Here is a 16,462-nt window from a genome sequence, read left to right as displayed (position 1 = left end):
TTCTCGATACCCATGGAGTAAACCACCAAAACGAGTATATGCAGACTATTAATCCAAAAAAAACATTTTAATCAGAATAAAAATAAAACAAGACGTAATTCATCGCCGCAAATCCATATTTTGTTATGTGAATGTAACATTGCAAAGAGCCCGGAAGTCCAATTGACCTTGCTGAAAAATCCCATTAGTTTGGAGATTCGCCACGTCAGGCAGACGGAACCACAAGAGCCAGTCGCAATTTATGCAGTCAGACGATGACTGTGCGATGCAAGGCCGAGCAAGGGAGATATGCAATGTCACTATATGATCCAAAGCTGGAGAGGGATAACTGTGGCTTCGGCCTGTTGGCCCACATGGAAGGGGAAGCCAGCCACAAGCTTGTCCGTCTCGCGATGTCAGCATTGGCTCGCATGCAGCACCGCGGCGGGATCTCCGCCGATGGCAAGACCGGCGACGGTTGTGGCCTGTTGCTGCAAAAACCGGACAGCTTCTTCAGAGCTGTCGCAGAGGAGAAGGGATGGCACCTTGGCCGCAACTATGCGGTCGGCATGCTGTTTCTCAACCCTGACCCCGTATTGGCCCAGGCAACTCGCGACATCATCGACGAGGAGCTGGAAAAAGAGACCCTGAGTCTGGTCGGCTGGCGCAAGGTGCCCGTCGATACCAACGTACTCGGTACTATCGCCAAAGCCTCCCTGCCCAGTATTGAACAGGTCTTTGTCAACGCCCCGCCCGGCTGGGTCGACAAGGATCTCGAGCGCCGCCTCTATATCGTGCGTCGCCGCATCGAAAAGCGCGTCAACGACGACTACTTCTATGTGGTCAGCCTCTCCAATCTGGTCACCGTCTATAAAGGGCTGTGCATGCCGGTGGACTTGCCGCGCTTCTATCTGGATCTCGCCGACATCCGTATGCAGGCAGCCATCTGCGTCTTCCACCAGCGCTTCTCCACCAACACCAGCCCGCGCTGGCCGCTGGCCCAGCCGTTCCGCTATCTGGCCCACAACGGCGAGATCAACACTATCGCCGGCAACCGCCAGTGGGCCAAAGCGCGCAGCTACAAGTTCGCTACTCCGCTCATTCCCGATCTGCAGGAAGCCGCCCCCTTCGTCAATACCACGGGGTCGGACTCCTCCAGCCTCGACAACATGCTGGATCTCTTCCTCGCCGGTGGCATGGACCTGTTCCGCGCCATGCGTCTGTTGATCCCGCCTGCATGGCAAAAACATCCGAACATGGATGACGACCTGCGAGCCTTCTACGACTTCAACTCCATGCACATGGAGCCGTGGGATGGCCCGGCCGGTATCGTCATGACCGATGGCCGCTACGCCACCTGCGCGCTTGACAGAAACGGCCTGCGTCCGGCCCGCTACGTCATCACCAAGGACAAGTTCATCACGCTGGCCTCCGAAGTTGGCACCTGGGACTACACCCCGGACGAAGTGCTGGAGAAGGGCCGGGTCGGCCCGGGCGAGCTGTTCGTGGTGGATACCAGCAACGGCAAGGTGTGGACCAGCTTCGAGATCGATGACGATCTCAAGAGCCGCCACACCTACAAGCAGTGGATGGACAAACATTGCCGCCGGCTGGTCCCCTTCGAGCAGATGGACGACAGCCAGACCGGTAGCCGCGAGTTCTCCGATGAGCAGCTGAAAACCTATCAGAAGCTGTTTGGCTACTCCTTCGAGGAGCTGGACCAGATCATCCGGGTTCTCGGTGAAAATGGTCAGGAAGCGGTGGGATCCATGGGGGATGACACCCCGATGGCGGTACTCTCTTCCAGCGCACGCACCCTTTATGACTACTTCCGTCAGATGTTTGCGCAGGTGACCAACCCGCCCATCGATCCGCTGCGGGAGAACCACGTGATGTCGCTCGCCACCTGTATCGGTCGCGAGCAGAACGTCTTCAACGAGACCTTTGGCCACGCCCACCGGGTGCTGTTCCAGTCACCGATCCTGCTCTACTCCGATTTCCACCAGCTGCTGGCACTGGAGGGAGAGTACTACCGGCACAAGGTGATCAGCCTCAACTTCAAGCCCGAAGAGGGACTGGAGGCCGCCATCCTGCGCATCTGCGAGGAGGCCAAGGCTGCCGCCAGGAGCGGTACCGTGCTGCTGGTGCTGTCGGATCGCGACATCAGCATCGATACCCTGCCCATCCCGGCCGCCATGGCGGTGGGTGCGGTGCAGCGTACTCTGGTGGACAACAACCTGCGCTGTGACGCCAACATTCTGGTGGAGACCGCGAGCGTGCGCGATCCGCACCACTTCTCGGTGTTGCTGGGCTTTGGCGCAACAGCCATCTACCCCTATCTGGCCTACGAAACCTTGGCCAAACAGGTTGAAGAGGGGGTGCTCGCCATGCCCCTGCGCCAGGCGATGGTCAACTACCGCAACGGCATCAACAAGGGGCTCTACAAGGTGATGTCCAAGATGGGCATCAGCACGGTCGCCAGCTACCGCTGCTCCCAGCTGTTTGAAGCGGTGGGTCTGGCCAAAGCCGTGGTCGAGACCTGTTTCCGTGGCGTGTCGAGCCGTATTCAGGGCGCCGACTTTGCCGACATCCAGCAGGATCAGCTCAAGCTGGCCCGTCAGGCCTGGCTGGCCCGCAAGCCCCTCGCCCACGGCGGCCTGCTCAAGTTCGTTCACGGCGGTGAGTACCACACCTACAACCCGGATGTGGTGCAGACCCTGCAAACCGCGGTGCGCTCCGGCAACTATGCCGATTACAAGGAGTACGCCCGTCTGGTCAACGAACGCCCGGTCTCTACCTTGCGTGACCTGTTGGCCCTGAAGAAGGTCGACAATCCGGTCGCACTGGATCAGGTGGAGCCAGCCGACAAGCTGTTCCCCCGCTTCGACTCCGCCGCCATGTCCATCGGTGCCCTCGGCCCCGAGGCCCACGAGGCGCTGGCTGTTGCCATGAACCGCCTCGGCGGTCAGAGCAACTCCGGCGAAGGGGGCGAAGATCCCAAGCGCTTCGGTACCGAGAAGAACTCCCGCATCAAGCAGGTGGCTTCCGGTCGCTTTGGCGTCACCCCCCACTACCTGATGAACGCCGATGTGGTGCAGATCAAGGTGGCGCAGGGCGCCAAGCCCGGCGAGGGTGGCCAGCTGCCCGGTGACAAGGTGACTGCCCAGATCGCCCAGCTGCGTTATTCCGTGCCCGGCGTGACCCTGATTTCACCGCCGCCGCACCACGACATTTACTCTATCGAGGATCTGGCCCAGCTCATCTTCGACATCAAGCAGATCAACCCAAGCTGTCTGGTGTCGGTGAAACTGGTCTCCGAACCCGGCGTTGGCACCATTGCCTGCGGCGTGGCCAAGGCCTATGCCGACTTCATCACCATCTCCGGTTATGACGGCGGTACCGGTGCCAGCCCCCTCACCTCGGTCAAATATGCCGGCTCCCCGTGGGAGCTGGGTCTGGCCGAGACCCAACAGGCGCTGGTCGCCAACGGTCTGCGCCACAAGGTGCGGCTGCAGGTGGATGGTGGTCTCAAAACTGGTCTCGACATCATCAAGGCGGCCATCCTCGGCGCCGAGAGCTTCGGTTTTGGCACCGGCCCCATGGTTGCGCTCGGTTGCAAATACCTGCGGATCTGCCACCTGAACAACTGTGCCACCGGCGTTGCCACTCAGGATGAGAAGCTGCGTCGCGAGCACTTCACCGGCCTGCCGGAGATGGTGATGAACTACTTCAAGTTCATCGCCGAAGAGACCCGCGAGCTGATGGCCCAGCTCGGCGTCACCCAGCTGACCGACCTGATTGGCCGCACCGATCTGCTGGAGGCCCTGCCCGGCCTCACCGCCCGTCAGGCCAAGCTGGATCTCTCCGGCATTCTGGCCCGTCCGGTGGCACCGGCAGGATCCAGCCTGTTCAGCCAGCAGCACAACCCCACCTTCGACAAGGGGCCGCTCAACCTCAAGATGGTGGAAGACCTGCTGGAAGCGGTCGAGACCGCCAGCGGCGGCGAGTTCCGCTACGACATTCGCAACACCGACCGCTCGGTGGGTGCGCGTCTGTCCGGCGAGATCGTCAAACGTCACGGCAATCAGGGGATGGCGGCCGATCCGGTCAAGGTGCACTTCAACGGCACCGCTGGCCAGAGCTTCGGCGTCTGGAACGCGGGTGGCCTTGAGATGATCCTCACCGGTGACGCCAACGACTATGTGGGCAAGGGGATGACCGGCGGCAAGCTGGTGATCAAGCCCCATGTCGGCGTGGCGTTCAAATCCCATGAAGCGGCCATCATCGGCAACACCTGCCTCTACGGCGCCACCGGCGGCAAACTCTACGCAGCAGGCACTGCCGGCGAGCGTTTCGCGGTGCGCAACTCCGGCGCCCTGGCGGTGGTCGAGGGGATTGGCGACAACGGCTGTGAATACATGACCGGCGGCATCGTCACCGTGCTCGGTCAGACCGGCGTCAACTTTGCGGCGGGCATGACCGGGGGCTTTGCCTACGTGCTCGACGAGTGCGGCAACTTCGCCAAGCGCACCAACCCCGAGCTGGTGGAACTGCTGGACGTGGCGGATCTCGCCATCCATCAGGAGCACCTGCGCGGCATCATCACGGCGCACCTCAATGAGACCGGCAGCTCGCGCGCCGAGGAGATCCTGGCCAACTTCGACTCCTATGTGCCCAAGTTCAGGCTGATCAAACCCAAGTCCAGCGACGTGAAATCGCTGCTGGGTCACACCAGCCGTTCCAGTGCAGAACTCAGAATCCAGGCGCAATAAGGAGGGAACCCTATGAGCCAGAACGTATTTCAGTTTATCGATGTCCAGCGGGTCGACCCGCCCAAGAAGCCGCTCAAGATCCGCAAAATCCAGTTTGTGGAGATCTACGAGTCCTTCAATCAGCCGCAGGTACAGATGCAGGCGGATCGCTGCCTCGAGTGCGGCAACCCCTACTGCGAGTGGAAGTGTCCGGTCCACAACTACATCCCCAACTGGCTGAAACTGGCCAAAGAGGGGCGCATTCTGGAGGCGGTGGAGCTATCCCACCAGACCAACAGCCTGCCGGAAGTGTGCGGTCGGGTCTGCCCGCAGGATCGCCTCTGCGAGGGCTCCTGCACCCTCAACGATCGCTTCGGCGCGGTGACCATCGGCAACATCGAAAAGTACATCACCGACAAGGCGTTCGAGATGGGCTGGAAGCCCGATCTCTCGAACGTGGTCAAGACCGGCAAGCGGGTCGCCGTCATCGGCGCCGGCCCTGCTGGTCTTGCCTGTGCCGATGTGCTGGCACGCAATGGCGTCACCCCGGTGGTGTTTGACAAATATCCGGAGATCGGCGGCCTGCTCACCTTCGGCATCCCCTCCTTCAAGCTGGAAAAAGAGGTGATGCAGCGTCGCCGCGAGATATTCCAGGGGATGGGGGTGGAGTTTCGTCTCGAGACCGAAGTGGGCAAGGACATCACCTTCGCCGATCTGCTCGGCGAGTTCGATGCGGTCTTCCTCGGGGTCGGTACCTACAAGTACATGAAGGGTGGCTTTGCCAACGAAGAGGCGCCGGGCGTCTATGACGCCCTGCCCTACCTCATCGCCAACGCCAACCGCTTGCTGGGGTTCGAGAAGGCACAAGCCGACTACATCGACTTCGCCGGCAAGCAGGTGGTAGTGCTGGGCGGTGGTGATACCGCCATGGACTGCGTGCGTACCGCTATCCGTCAGGGAGCCGCCAAGGTGATCTGTGCCTATCGCCGCGACGAGGAGAACATGCCGGGCTCCAAGCGGGAGGTGAAAAACGCCCGCGAGGAGGGGGTTGAGTTCATGTTCAACCTGCAACCGGTAGCGGTCGAGCTGGATGCCAGCGGTCGCACCGTCGGCATCAAGGTGGTGAGCACCGAGCTGGGTGAACCCGATGCCAATGGCCGCCGCAATCCGGTGGTCATCGAAGGCTCAGAGCAGGTGCTTGCCGCCGATGCGGTGGTGATGGCGTTTGGCTTCCAGCCCAACCCCCAACCCTGGATGGCGGAGTTCGGCATCGAGCTCGATAACCGGGATCGCATCAAGGCCCGCGAGCAGGCGGAATATGCCTTCCAGACCAGCAACCCCAAGGTGTTCGCCGGTGGCGACGCGGTACGCGGATCCGATCTGGTGGTGACCGCCATCTACGAAGGGCGCAAGGCAGCCGAAGGGATCATGGACTATCTGGCGGTCTAACCTGCACTTCCGCAGTCAGCCCAAAACAGAGCCCCGCCAGTGCGGGGCTCTTCTTTTGAGGCTCGGAATTTAAGGCTAGGAGTTCTCGCTGGCAGCTTGCCACTTATCGCTCCACCCACATCGTCCGGGGTGCGGTTAGATGCTCCAGCTCTCCGGCAACCGCTCGGTGAGGGAGGAGATGTACTCGAAGGTACGTGCCCGCTTGGGGGTGGTGAACATCTGGCGTGCGCTGCCTGCTTCCACCACCTCACCCGCCTCCAGAAAGATCACCTGCTGCGCTATCTGGGCGGCCAGCCGCAGATCGTGGGTGGCAATCAGCATGGTGGTTCCCTCGCGGGCCAGCTGGCGCAGCACGGTCACCACCTCCTGGGCAAGCTCGGGATCCAGCGCCGAGGTGGGTTCATCACAGAGCAGTACCTTGGGCGATGGCGCCAGCGCCCTCGCAATGGCAACCCGCTGCTGCTGGCCACCGGAGAGGGTGGCAGGCACCGCCTCGGCCTTGTGCCTGAGCCCCACCTTGTCGAGCAGTTGCAAGCCGCGCACCTCCGCTTTCGCTCTTGGCCACTTCAACACGGTCACCAACCCCTCAATAACGTTTTCCAGCACCGTCATGTGCGGGAACAGCTGGAAATTCTGGAACACCATGCCGGTCTGCTGGCGCAATGCCTGCACGCTCTGGCGAGGCAGATGGTGAGAAAAATCGAGTTCGCTCCCCCCCAGCACCAGGTGCCCCGCATCCGGCCGCTCCAGCACATTGACACAGCGCAACAGGGTGCTCTTGCCACTGCCGGAGGGGCCAATCAGGGCGGTCACACTGCCCGCCACCATGGCCAGATCAATTCCCTTGAGCACCTGCTGTCCGCCAAACTGCTTCTCGATACCACGCAACCGGATCATAGGGCGACCTCCCGGGTCTCTTTGTGGGTCAACTTGCGCTCCAGCCGGTCTTGCAAGGTGGAGAGCACCGAGCTGAACATCAAATAGATGAGGGCTGTCTCGCTGTAGAGAATGAGCGGCTCATAGGTGACAGAGGCGAGCCGCTGGGCCGCCTGAAACAGCTCGGGCACGGTCACTGCCGCCGCCAGCGAGGTGTCCTTGACCAGTGAAATAAAGGTGTTGGAGAGCGGTGGCACCGCAATGCGCGCCGCCTGAGGCAGGATCACCCGCCACATCACCTGGGGCCAGTTCATGCCAATCGAATAGGCCGCCTCCCACTGCCCTTTCGGGATTGCCGCCAGAGTGGCGCGGATGATCTCAGAGCTGTAGGCGCCGATGTTGAGGGTGAAACCGATCACCGCGGCGGTGAAGGCGTCCAGCACAATGCCAGCACTCGGCAAGCCATAAAAAATCAGAAAGAGCTGTACCAGCAGCGGCGTACCACGAATAAGCCAGACATAAAAACGAACCAGTGCCACCAATGGTGTCGGGCCATATAATCTGGCCAGCGCCACCAGCAAACCGAGCAATATTCCCAAGACAAAAGTGATCAGGGTCAGTGGCACGGTAAAAATAAGCCCCGCGCTAAGCAGGGGCCAAAAAGAGTCGATCATTAACTGCAACCAGGCTGGCACGTTAATTTCCTCGCTAGTTATTATTTTCCGGCAATATTATTGCGAGACATCAGTACCAAAATATTTATGAGATATTTTCTGATAGTTGCCATCCTGTTTGGCAGTGCGCAGCGCCTGATTGATGGCGGCCAGCAATTCCGGCTGCCCCTTGGCGAGCAGCACAGCCGATTGATCCCCCTTCGCCTCGGTCGCCGCCACCCTCAATTTGGCATCCGGTTTCTGTTTCTTGAAGTCGAGGAACGAGAGACTGTCGTTGATGGTGGCATCCACTCGCTCGGTCAGTACCAGCGCCAGCGACTGGTTGAAGCCCTCGGTGGCGACCACCTCGGCCCCCGACTTTTTGGCCAGCTGGGCAAAGTTGCTGGTCAGGGACTGGGAGGATTTCTTGCCCTTCAGATCGGCAAAGCTGTTGATGCTGTGGTTGTCGCTGTGCACCACCACCACGGCCTTGGAGGTGATATAGGGATCTGAAAAATCATACTTTTTCTGCCGCTCCGGGGTGATGGCCACCTCGTTGAGCACCAGATCGTAGCGCTTGGCATCCACCCCGGCGATGAGGCCATCCCACTTGCCCTCGACAAACTCCGGCTTCACGCCGAGGCCGCTTGCAATCAGCTCGCCAATCTCCACATCAAAGCCGACCAGCTTGCCGCTCTTGTCGTGATAGGTGAACGGAGGATAAGCCCCTTCGGTACCAATCTTGATCACGCCACTATGCTGAATCGCCGCAAGGGAGGATTGTGCCTCGGCAGAAGTCACCAGGGTCAACGGAAGGGATGCCAGTAAAAAGAGAGTGTGCCACTTGTTCATATTATTTACCTCGTTATATTTTTATTTCCCATGAGTCGCCAACGACAACCGTATTAATGAAACCGTCTCTTGCATGGATGATGCAAATATCTAAAAACTCAGATGTATGCCTTGCAAATATCGAGCTGGCTTAGGCAAAACATATCGCGCCATATCCCATGGCCAAACCATGAAATATGATGATATTTAGCGAAATAATGGATAACGAGGGTGGGATAGCTTGAACATGGCAAACACCGCCAGCCATCAGGGTGACCGGCGGCGCTCTTTTTAGACGAGTTCTGGCGTGCGGGTTAGCTTGCTCACCCAGGGACGGCGCCAGGCGGGGGCCTCATACTGTTCCGGCCAATATTCGGTCTGCTGCACAATGCGATCGCCCTCGACCCGATGAAAGGTGATGGCCCGGGCATGCACGACCCCATCGGTGATCTGCACTTCGCTCACCACCTCGTCTCCTTGTGCCAGCAGGCGGACTATGGTGAAACTCCACGGCCCGGCGGCCGGATAACGGCGATTGATCTCGACAAAGTTGCAGCGCCCGAGGATCCGCTCTCCCGATTGCGGCCAGTCACAGACAAACTCATCCCCCAGCCATCGCGCCGCCCTGGCAAAATCATTGCTCTGCATCGCCTGCCAGTAAGCTTCCACCACTGCCACCGGTTTCATCACTGCCACCTCCCTCTTCATGTTCAGGTTGCTCACACTCTCACCACCAGCCACTCCCCCTTGCCCACCGGCACCAGCGAGGTGACAAAACGGGGATCCTGCGCCACTTCAGCCATCCATTCCGCCAGCTCCTCCCGATGAGAGATGGCATTATCGACCACCAGCAAGCCGCGCGGAGGCAAGAGACGCTGCAACTGCGGCCACCACGCCCGATATTGCCGGCGATCGGAATCAAGAAAGATGAGCGGGAAGCCCGCCGATGGCAGGGTGGGCAACAGCATCCCCGCATCCCCTGCCAGCTGGGTGATCCGCCCGGCAAGACCGGCTTGTTCGAAATTGGCTTGTGCCAGCGCCCGCTTGGCTTCATCCCGTTCGATGGTCGTGACATGACCTTCGAGCCGGGCCACCGCCTCGGCCAACCAGAGGGTGGAGTAGCCGTTGGAGGTGCCTATCTCCAGCACCGCCTGCGCCCCGCGGGTCTGCACCAATACCGCCAGCAACTCGCCGGTATCGCGGGTAATGTTGAGCATCTTGTCGGCGCGATCCGTCTGCGCCAGGTCGTGCTGCTCGCCAAACTGCTCCAGCGCCTGCTTCAGACGCTCAAGGGGGGTATTGGCCCTCGCCGCCTGCTGTGGCAAACCGCTCTCGCATCCGGTCATCACCCTCTCCTTTCATGACTATCAATAGCCACTATCCTTACGGCTGGCATTTTTGGAGTCAAATGGCGGCGACCAAAACCTTGCGCCGGTTAAAAAAACCGATAAAAAACTCTGGCCAATTGAGGCAGAATTTGCTGCGCCTATCTGTTACACTTCGCGCCCGCCATTTTCAGGCTGCGCTGATGCTGTATCAGGGGCGGCCACCAGTGGCAATCCGCGACCGTTCGCCCATGCCGGCTTGTCAAGCCGAACACAATCCAGCTGGATCACAGGAAACCGATATGAGATTTGAAGCATTCGATTTTGCCCCCGAGATTTTGCGCGCCGTCTCGGAGTGCGGTTATCAGGAGATGACCCCTGTGCAGCAGCAGGCGATCCCGGCCATTCGCCGTGGCCGCGACGTGCTGGCCAGCGCCCAGACCGGCACCGGCAAAACCGCCGCATTCGCCCTGCCCATCCTGCAGCGTCTGGTCGATACCCCTGCCGCAGCCGCGCCCTCCAGCACCCGGGTGCTGATCCTCACCCCGACCCGCGAGCTGGCAGCCCAGATTGCCGACAACATCAAGGCGTTTGCCCGCTATCTGGATCTTGGCGTCATCACTCTGGTGGGGGGCGGCAAGCAGGATGTGCAGGCCAAGAAGCTCAAAGCGGGCGCTCACATCATCGTGGCCACTCCGGGCCGTCTGGTGGAGCACCTCACCGCATGCAACCTCAGCCTCTCCACCGTGGAGTGTCTGGTGCTGGATGAAGCGGATCGCATGCTCGACATGGGCTTTAGCGCCGATGTGCAGCAGATCCTGCAAGCCGCCAACAAGGGCCGCCAGAACCTGCTCTTCTCCGCCACCTTCTCCGAAGGGGTGAAGAAGCTCGCCAATGTGATGCTCGACAAGCCGCAAGTGGTGAGCGTCAACAAGCAGAACACCACCGCCGACACAGTGAGCCAGGTGGTCTATCCGGTCGAGCAGAAGCGCAAGCGCGAGCTGCTCTCCGAGCTCATCGGCAAACAGAACTGGCAACAGGTGCTGGTCTTTGCCAGTACCCGCGAGAGCTGCGACGAGCTGGTCGAGGAGCTCAACCTCGACGGCATCAAATCGGCCGTGGTCCATGGTGACAAGGCTCAGGGCAGCCGCCGCCGCGCCCTGCGCGACTTTATGGAGGGCAAGGTTCGGGTGCTGGTCGCCACCGAAGTGGCCGCCCGCGGTCTGGATATCCCCGATCTGGAGTACGTGGTCAACTATGACCTCCCCTTCCTTGCCGAGGATTATGTCCACCGCATCGGCCGTACCGGTCGTGCCGGCAAGCGCGGTCAGGCCATCTCCTTCGTCAGCCGTGAGGAGGAGCGCACCCTGCTCGAGATCGAGAAGCTGATCGGCCAGAAACTGCGCCGCATCATGGTGCCGGGCTACGAGGTGAGCAGCCGCGAAATGCTGATCAAGCAGCTCGAAGAGCGTCGCCGCTTTGGCGGTCGTGCCCGTCGCGACGACAACGCTGCCGCCCAGTCGATGGCCGAAGCCAAGCTGCAGGGGCAACGCCTCAAGCGTCTGGCCGCCGCCAAGAAGCCGCGCCAGCCCAAGTAAGCAGCCACTCGCTGTACCGATAAGATGAAGGCGCCACCGGCGCCTTTCTCTTGCCCTGTGATGACGACTCGCCCCACCGGAGGAGGCACCATGACCCCATCAACCTACAATCAGGCCCTGTTCGAGATGGCCACCCAGAGCCTGGCCGAGCTGGCTCGCACTGGCGAACAAAAGGCTGGCAAGCGCACCCCGGCGCAGGAGAGCCACTTCCTCTGCACCTGGATGGCAGACTCCCTCAAGGAGAAGCGCTTCTCTCGTCTGGTGATGGAAGATTTGAAAGCTTGGGTGCAGCTTGGCCGCACCCTCGGGGCTGGCGCCGATCTCAAGGGGCTGCTGGAGCGCATCGTCAGCCAGTACCAGAGCGCCATGGCAAATCCGCTGCAACTGGGGAGCAAGCTGGCCAACATGCTGACTGAGCTGGAACAGGCGGGCTGGCTGGTACTGACCGAGAGCGAAGTGAACGCCAGGCTGCGCCTGCAATCGGCCGGTCAAGCCAGTCTGGTGGTAAGCCACAGCGAATATGCAGGGCATATCGAGGGCGGCGAGCTTATCAAACCTCTCACCCTCTATGTGCGTGGTGATGAGCAGCTGCTGGCCAGTGCGGCCTGCAAACAGGGGCTGCTGCTGAGTCAGGGCAACAAGAAAACCACCCTCATCAAGCACCACAAGGCCTACCGGCTGATGCCGGGCAACGAACAGCCAGCCCTTGCGCTGCTGAGCGAAGCTCGCCAGAGCGCCTGATCCCGCCTGTTTGTGCCCCAAAAAAACGGCAGACCCTGCTTGGATGCAAGGTCTGCCGTTTTTTATTGTTCAGTTTTTCCAGATGATATTCGATTGCTGTTTAACTTACCTTGATGCCAATCTGGCCCGGGGCACACCACTCGAACATCACCTCCTCGCTCTTGCCGCAGCAGCTGCCGCCACAGACCCGGCTCTCGCGCTTGATGACCCGCCCCTTGCGCATCCAGACGCCGAGCATCGCCTCCACCGCATCCTCCGAGGTGTGGAAGTGGCGAGCCAGCTCGCGCCGGCTCACCTTCTGCTGCGCGGCGAGGTAATCCCCCAGCTCGCGCAGGATCATAATGTCACCACCTTGCGAGCGACGATGTCACCGTGACGGCGACCGGCCCACCAGAGCAGCAGCAGGGAGAGGCCATAGCTCGCTACCCAGAACAGGCTCTGCTCGGGGTGAGCGGCGAAGGTGGCCAGCTGATAGAAGACGGTGGCGCACATAAAGGCCATGTAGTTGCACCAGGCGGCGGTAAAGAGCGCCCACTGGCGGCCAGTCTCGCGCACCAGGGCACCCATGGCGGCGGCGCAGGGCATGTAGAGCAGCACGAACAGGAGGTAGGCAAACGCACCGGCCGCACCGTCGAAGTGGGTCTGCATGTTGCCGTAGGTGGAGACATCCACCTCCTGCTCCTCGGCTGCCGCCTTCTGGTCGTCGAGATTGCCAACCGCAAGGCCCATGGGGTCGGTCGGGTTGATCTCGGCCAGATTGGTCGCCACGGCATCCACCGCTTCGTGGAAGCTGGCGACAAGGGAGAACTCGCCCTTCTCTTCCTCTGCGCCACCACCGGCGTAGAGGCTGTTGAGGGTACCGACTACCGCCTCTTTGGCGAAGATGCCAGTGACGATGCCGACCGTGGCCTGCCAGTTGTCATCGCGCACGCCGATGGGGTGCAGCACAGGGGTCACCGCCTGACTGATTTTGCTCAGTACCGAACTCTCCTGCTCCTGATGGCCGAAGCTGCCATCGGTACCCAGCGAATTGAGCACGCTCAGCACGGCGACCACCAGCACGATGGTTTTACCGGCGCCAAAGACAAAGGATTTGAGCTTCTGCCAGGTCTTGATGCCAACGTTGACCGGGCGCGGCCACTCGTAGTCCGGCATCTCCATCACCATGGAGTCGCTCTTGCCCGGCAGCAGGGTGCTGCGTAGCAGCAGACCGGTGAGCACCGCCACCAGAATGCCGATGAGGTAGAGACCGAACACCAGGTTCTGGCCGGACTCGGGGAAGAAGGCCACCGCAAACAGGGCGTAGACCGGCAGGCGGGCACCGCAGGACATGAAGGGGGCCATGGCCGAGGTCATCAGCCGCTCCCGCTCGGAGTTGAGGGTGCGGGTCGCCATCACCGAGGGCACGGTACAGCCAAAGCCCATCAGCATGGGGACGAACGCCTTGCCGGGCAGGCCGAGACGGCGCATCAGGGCATCCACCACGAAGGCGGCACGGGCCAGATAGCCGGAGCTCTCCAGCACCGCGAGGAACAGATAGAGGCAGCCAATCACCGGGATAAAGGTGGCGACGGTCTGCAAACCGACCCCGAAGCCATCGGCCAGAATGGCGCCCAGCCAGTCTGGCGCATTGACCAGCCCCAGCAGGTGGTGCACGCCTTCGACAAACAGGGCATTGCCCATGATGTCGAAGAAGTCGATAAAGGCGCTGCCCACCTTGATGGCGAACATGAACATCAGGTACATGACGAACAGGAAGAAGGGGATGCCGATCCAGCGGTTGAGCAGCACCCGGTCGAGCTTCTCGCTCTGGGCCACGCTGAGTTTGCCCTGCTGCTGGCACGCCTGACTGGCCCACAGATGGATGTGGCCATAGCGGATGTCCGCCAGCTGCAGATCGATATCCTGCCCCTGATGGGCACGGGTCACCACATTGGTCACGGCAGCCTGCTGACCGGGCAGCAGGGTCTCCTGCATCGCGGCATCCTCCTCCAGCAGACGCAGGGCGCGGCCACGGGTAGTGAGGTGGTGCGGGGCGAGCAGGGTCTCCAGCTCAGCCAGATCTTTTTCAAGATCAGTGCCGTAATCGAGCATCAGTGCCTGCTGGGACTTGCCGATAAAGCCGTGGATCTGGCTCTTGAAGGCGGCAACCTGCTGGCGATTGTGGGCCGAGAGGGCCACCACGGGGCAACCAAGCGCCTGACTAAGCAACCCTTCATTGATGGTGACGCGGCGTTTTTTCAGGATATCCATCTTGTTGAGCACGACGACCATCGGCAGCCCCAGCTCGCGCAGTTGCAGCGTGAGGTAGAGGGAGCGCTCCAGATTGGCGGCGTCGATGACGTTGAGCAGCAGGTCGGGCTGATGGCCCTGCACATAGCGGCTGGCGATCTGCTCATCAAGGCTCGCCTCCTGATTGGCAAGGCTATAGATGCCCGGCAAATCCATCAGCTTGTAATCGTGACCATCGGCAGAAAATTCGCCCATCTTCTTGTCGACGGTGACCCCGCTCCAGTTGCCGACCTGCTGGCGGGCGCCGGTCAGGGCATTGAACAGGGAGGTCTTGCCGCTATTGGGGTTGCCGACCGTAACCAGTGAATAATTCATACCAGCGCTACCTCTATTTTCTTCTGAACCGGGCTCTTGCGGGTGGACAAGCAACTCATACCGGTTCGACCTCAATTTGCTGGGCCAGACTCTTTTGCATGGAGAGACAGATCCCCTGACACTGGATCTGGAGCGGATCCCCCAGCGGGGCAGACCGCAGATAGATGACTTCAGTCTGTGGCAACAAGCCCATCACCATCAGCTTGCGACGCAACGGCCGGGACAACTGATTCATATTCTTGATGCGAGCACTCTGTCCCGGTGACAACTGCGTGAGTACCATGACTGACTCCTGAAGTTAAACAATAATAATTCGCTTTTACTTGGGGCATTATAATCTGTGTCTTCAACTTTTATTTGAGTAAAATCAAACTCCGCTTAGCTAACCCGTAAAGTAACCTCATGAGTCACGACAGCAACAGCCGCCTTGTTTACAGCACAGATGGCGGTCAAATCAAGGAGCAGAACGCTCCGCAATCCTCCTCCCCCTTCCCCACCGACGGCGTGGTGCGCATGCGCCGCGAGACCAAGGGGCGCAAGGGCGCCGGGGTCATCACCATTCACGGCGTCCCCGCCGAACAGCAAAAGGCAATCGCCACCTTGCTCAAGAAAAAGTGCGGCACCGGTGGCGGGCTCAAGGAGGGTGTTATCGAGATCCAGGGGGACAAACGGGAGCTGATCAAGGCCGAGCTGGAGAAGGCCGGCTTCAGCGTCAAGCTGGTGGGTGGCTGATCCCCTTGTCACCCATGCGGTTTTTCCCTAGAATGCCCGCTCCCATCGAGGGGGAGTAGTCTCGCATACCGGATCCGCACCGGTCTGCGACCCTGATCAACATACTTGGTGCCAACTCACCATGGTCAGGGTGATCCAGTTTATCCGTGGATTTGACAAGACCTTTGACGGGCCAGCGCCAATACCGGGGACGGATGGCGTCGGCTTGTCTTTGGTTTATAACAATTCCGTCCCCCGGTCATATCTATGGAAGCCTTGTTAACTTCAACCCTCAGCGTTGCGATTGCCGAGATCGGCGATAAAACCCAACTGCTGGCGCTGTTGCTCATCTGCCGTTTTCGCAAACCCTGGCCCATCATCGCCGGCATGCTGGCCGCGACCCTGCTCAACCATGCGGGCGCCGCCTGGATTGGCGAGTTTATCAGTCGCTGGCTCGACCCCAAGGTGATGACCTATCTGGTCGCTGCCGCCTTTATCGCCATGGCGATCTGGATCCTGGTGCCGGACAAGATGGATGACGAGGAGAGCTCCCTCGACAAGTACGGCCCCTTCATGGCTACTTTCGTGCTCTTCTTTATTGCCGAGATTGGCGACAAGACCCAGATTGCCACCGTGCTGCTGGCCGCCAAATATGACTCCCTCATTCAGGTGGTGACCGGTACCACCCTCGGCATGATGCTGGCCAACGTCCCTGTGGTGCTGATCGGCAAGCTGGGGGCGGACAAGCTGCCGCTCAAGGCGATCCGCATCGCCTGTGCCCTGCTCTTTGTCGGGCTCGGGGTCAGCACCCTTATCTTCGTCTAGCGGCACTCTGGCCACCGGTTCTACACAAGCCCTCTTCGGAGGGCTTTTTGCATTCTGGCTCCCGCCTCCATCACTCCGGCAACCGCCGTGGTCGCAGCCGCAAGCTGCCACTGCAC

The 16,462-nt window shown here is 60.6% G+C and carries 14 protein-coding genes; 6 read left to right on the top strand and 8 right to left on the bottom strand.

Annotated elements, in window-relative coordinates; genetic code table 11:
- Nucleotides 1-293: 293 nt before the first annotated feature.
- Both gltB and BS300_RS05585 read left to right on the top strand, forming a co-directional pair.
- Nucleotides 294-4,751, top strand: a complete 4,458-nt coding sequence (gltB, locus tag BS300_RS05590; protein WP_071911323.1) for a glutamate synthase large subunit — start codon at nucleotides 294-296, stop codon at nucleotides 4,749-4,751.
- A 12-nt stretch (nucleotides 4,752-4,763) separates the two neighbouring features.
- Nucleotides 4,764-6,179 carry an FAD-dependent oxidoreductase gene (locus tag BS300_RS05585; RefSeq protein WP_005346752.1) on the top strand — a complete coding sequence of 472 codons (1,416 nt, stop codon included), beginning with the start codon at nucleotides 4,764-4,766 and terminating at the stop codon, nucleotides 6,177-6,179.
- Nucleotides 6,180-6,314: 135 nt separating this feature from the next.
- On the opposite strand, the gene BS300_RS05580 is transcribed toward BS300_RS05585, so the two are convergent.
- From BS300_RS05580 to BS300_RS05560, 5 genes are all read right to left on the bottom strand, one after another.
- Nucleotides 6,315-7,076, bottom strand: coding sequence for an amino acid ABC transporter ATP-binding protein (locus BS300_RS05580; RefSeq protein WP_071911321.1), 762 nt, complete (start codon nucleotides 7,074-7,076; stop codon nucleotides 6,315-6,317).
- Nucleotides 7,073-7,729 carry an amino acid ABC transporter permease gene (locus BS300_RS05575; RefSeq protein WP_156853465.1) on the bottom strand — a complete coding sequence of 219 codons (657 nt, stop codon included), beginning with the start codon at nucleotides 7,727-7,729 and terminating at the stop codon, nucleotides 7,073-7,075. Before BS300_RS05575 ends, BS300_RS05580 begins: the two co-directional genes overlap by 4 nt.
- Before the next feature lie 57 nt (nucleotides 7,730-7,786).
- Nucleotides 7,787-8,560 carry an amino acid ABC transporter substrate-binding protein gene (locus BS300_RS05570; RefSeq protein ID WP_071911319.1) on the bottom strand — a complete coding sequence of 258 codons (774 nt, stop codon included), beginning with the start codon at nucleotides 8,558-8,560 and terminating at the stop codon, nucleotides 7,787-7,789.
- Between the two features lie 270 nt (nucleotides 8,561-8,830).
- Nucleotides 8,831-9,226 (bottom strand): nuclear transport factor 2 family protein, encoded by a 396-nt coding sequence (locus tag BS300_RS05565; protein WP_041208475.1) that lies wholly within the window; start codon nucleotides 9,224-9,226, stop codon nucleotides 8,831-8,833.
- A 32-nt stretch (nucleotides 9,227-9,258) separates the two neighbouring features.
- The gene (locus tag BS300_RS05560; RefSeq protein ID WP_071911317.1) at nucleotides 9,259-9,885 is read right to left on the bottom strand and encodes an O-methyltransferase; all 627 of its coding nucleotides are present in this window, start codon (nucleotides 9,883-9,885) and stop codon (nucleotides 9,259-9,261) included.
- Nucleotides 9,886-10,166: 281 nt separating this feature from the next.
- On the opposite strand from BS300_RS05560, the gene BS300_RS05555 reads away from it, so the two are divergent.
- Entirely contained in the window at nucleotides 10,167-11,462 is a 1,296-nt protein-coding gene (locus tag BS300_RS05555) for a DEAD/DEAH box helicase (RefSeq protein WP_041208476.1), read from the top strand.
- 90 nt (nucleotides 11,463-11,552) lie between these two features.
- On the top strand, nucleotides 11,553-12,203 hold the full coding sequence (locus tag BS300_RS05550) for a DUF2913 family protein (RefSeq protein WP_071911315.1): 651 nt from the start codon (nucleotides 11,553-11,555) through the stop codon (nucleotides 12,201-12,203).
- A 100-nt stretch (nucleotides 12,204-12,303) separates the two neighbouring features.
- Here BS300_RS05550 and BS300_RS05545 read toward each other — a convergent pair whose 3' ends face one another.
- Genes BS300_RS05545 through BS300_RS05535 form a run of 3 tightly spaced genes read right to left on the bottom strand, consistent with a single transcriptional unit; the run spans nucleotide 12,304 to nucleotide 15,093 of the window.
- Nucleotides 12,304-12,543 carry a FeoC-like transcriptional regulator gene (locus BS300_RS05545; RefSeq protein WP_041208478.1) on the bottom strand — a complete coding sequence of 80 codons (240 nt, stop codon included), beginning with the start codon at nucleotides 12,541-12,543 and terminating at the stop codon, nucleotides 12,304-12,306.
- Nucleotides 12,540-14,810, bottom strand: a complete 2,271-nt coding sequence (feoB, locus tag BS300_RS05540) for a Fe(2+) transporter permease subunit FeoB (RefSeq protein ID WP_071911312.1) — start codon at nucleotides 14,808-14,810, stop codon at nucleotides 12,540-12,542. The genes BS300_RS05545 and feoB overlap by 4 nt, the downstream gene beginning before the upstream one ends.
- 55 nt (nucleotides 14,811-14,865) lie before the next feature.
- The gene (locus BS300_RS05535; protein ID WP_033113699.1) at nucleotides 14,866-15,093 is read right to left on the bottom strand and encodes a FeoA family protein; all 228 of its coding nucleotides are present in this window, start codon (nucleotides 15,091-15,093) and stop codon (nucleotides 14,866-14,868) included.
- Nucleotides 15,094-15,212: 119 nt separating this feature from the next.
- Here BS300_RS05535 and BS300_RS05530 point away from each other — a divergent pair, with 119 nt between their 5' ends.
- A complete protein-coding gene (locus BS300_RS05530) occupies nucleotides 15,213-15,542 on the top strand; it encodes a translation initiation factor (RefSeq protein ID WP_041208481.1) in 330 nt (109 codons plus the stop codon).
- 246 nt (nucleotides 15,543-15,788) lie between these two features.
- Complete coding sequence (locus BS300_RS05525; protein WP_033113701.1) at nucleotides 15,789-16,346, top strand: TMEM165/GDT1 family protein; 558 nt, start codon at nucleotides 15,789-15,791, stop codon at nucleotides 16,344-16,346.
- Nucleotides 16,347-16,462 lie beyond the last annotated feature (116 nt).

Origin of the sequence: Aeromonas sp. SCS5 (genome assembly GCF_001887375.1) — a bacterium.
GTDB lineage: Bacteria > Pseudomonadota > Gammaproteobacteria > Enterobacterales > Aeromonadaceae > Aeromonas > Aeromonas jandaei.
Note: the sequence above shows the minus strand (reverse complement) of the source record. Positions and strands in the feature narration are given on the sequence as shown.